We start from the raw sequence: 1528 nt of genomic DNA, 5'->3' as shown, positions 1-1528 counted from the left end.
GCACGGTGTCGTCGAAGCCCAGGATTCCCGGCCAGATCTCCCGGGCATCTGGGTCCTCGGCCAACGCGGTCAGCAGGTTTTCCCGGATTTCTTGTTTGACTCCCCGTTCACGGTGCCCGGCGGCACGCAGTTCGCCGACGGTGCGGGGCAGGTTTTGCGCTGCAGTCACCACCCACGCTACGACGGTCCCGCAACTGCGGCATCGCTCCGGTCGCCTTCGAACGAGAAATGTCGAGCAATCGCAGGGATTGCCCGACATTTCGAGGGTGAACGTGAGGAGCGTCAGCTCATCGTGACCTCGGCCTCGTTGTCGCCCGGCTTCCAGGTGATAGTGCCGTGCTCGAACGTCGACTTCTTTGCGCCGTCAGGCGTGTCGACCTCGTCGCTGGTCGGGTAACCGAGCTTGCCCTGCGAACCGCCGAGCTCGTTCCACTTGTCGCGGATCTTGCCCCACACCACATAGGCCTGCGTCTTGTTAATGATCACGCCGCCGTCAAACTGCTGGTAAACACCGCCGTCCGGATTCTTTTGCTCGTTGCCGGTCGGGGCGCCCAGGTCTTTACGCGCCTTCTCGTCAAGGGATTGCCACTTCGCAAAGATGGGACCTTCTACCGTGTATTCAGTGCCATTTTTGCCAGGGATCTGCGTCGAGGTCGGTGCCGCAGGCGTCGTTGACGGCTCCGCGGCAGCCGATGACGATGTGGATGACGCGGATGATGTTGCAGAGCTTGAGGTTTGACTGGAGTTGGTCTCTTTGTGGCAACCAACGCCGACCAGCGCGAACACCGCAATTCCGATCGAGAACGACGCTGTTCTTTTCGTTATCGCGCGCATTTCTTCCTCTCGAATACTTTTCGAATTGGATAGGACTCGCCACTGTCGACGCGCCCAATTCGAAATGCCATGCCGACTTGATCTTGTTCGATAGTGGCGCACGCAACTATTGCCGCGCATCGACACGAAGCTCACAGTCGGCGACGCCCAGCTACCCGATACCCTCAGTGCCGTGAACTCCCCTGAGTGGCGGGACAGCCCCGCGACGGCGCACTTCGGGCCTGCCGCGTGGCAGTCCAGCCTGCTCGCCCTACTGTCGGCGATTTTCGTGCGCCCGGTGTTGGCGACCTTGACGATCATCGGCTTGATCATCAACCGGTTAAGCCCCGAAGCGATGCAGCGAGCCCGCCTCGCCGTGATCGATGAGCCGTTCCGGCTGATTCCGTCGCTGCCTGGTACCGAGATCACGTCGGTCGCGCTGCCGCACTGCCCGGCCGAGTGGGTGGTGGCCCCGGCGGCCCGCGGGTCCGAGCGGGTCATCGTCTACTTCCACGGCTCGGCGCTGGTGACTCTCGGCCTGAATTCGCATCGCCGATTCGTCAGCAAGTTGTCCGCGGCGACCGGGGCGCAGGTGCTCAACGTCGGTTACCGGCTGGCGCCCCAGGCCAGTATCGAAGAAGCCGTATCCGACGGGCTCGACGCTTACCGCTACGTGCTGTCCCATGGGTTTGCCGCGGACCGCATCGTGCTGGTC

Annotated in this window: 2 protein-coding genes and 1 pseudogene; 1 reads left to right on the top strand and 2 read right to left on the bottom strand. The window is 62.6% G+C overall.

Annotation, left to right across the window (positions count from 1 at the left end):
- Window positions 1-172 (bottom strand): annotated as a pseudogene (locus tag WAN71_RS18765) (magnesium chelatase); the annotation flags it as partial.
- Between the two features lie 110 nt (window positions 173-282).
- The gene (locus tag WAN71_RS18760; RefSeq protein WP_422226770.1) at window positions 283-834 is read right to left on the bottom strand and encodes an LGFP repeat-containing protein; all 552 of its coding nucleotides are present in this window, start codon (window positions 832-834) and stop codon (window positions 283-285) included.
- Between the two features lie 172 nt (window positions 835-1006).
- Here WAN71_RS18760 and WAN71_RS18755 point away from each other — a divergent pair.
- A partial coding sequence (locus tag WAN71_RS18755; protein WP_422226769.1) for an alpha/beta hydrolase occupies window positions 1007-1528 on the top strand: 522 nt, incomplete at its 3' end.

It is taken from the genome of Mycobacterium sp. (assembly GCF_049280035.1).
In the GTDB taxonomy this organism is placed as follows: Bacteria; Actinomycetota; Actinomycetes; order Mycobacteriales; family Mycobacteriaceae; genus Mycobacterium.
Note: the sequence above shows the minus strand (reverse complement) of the source record. Positions and strands in the feature narration are given on the sequence as shown.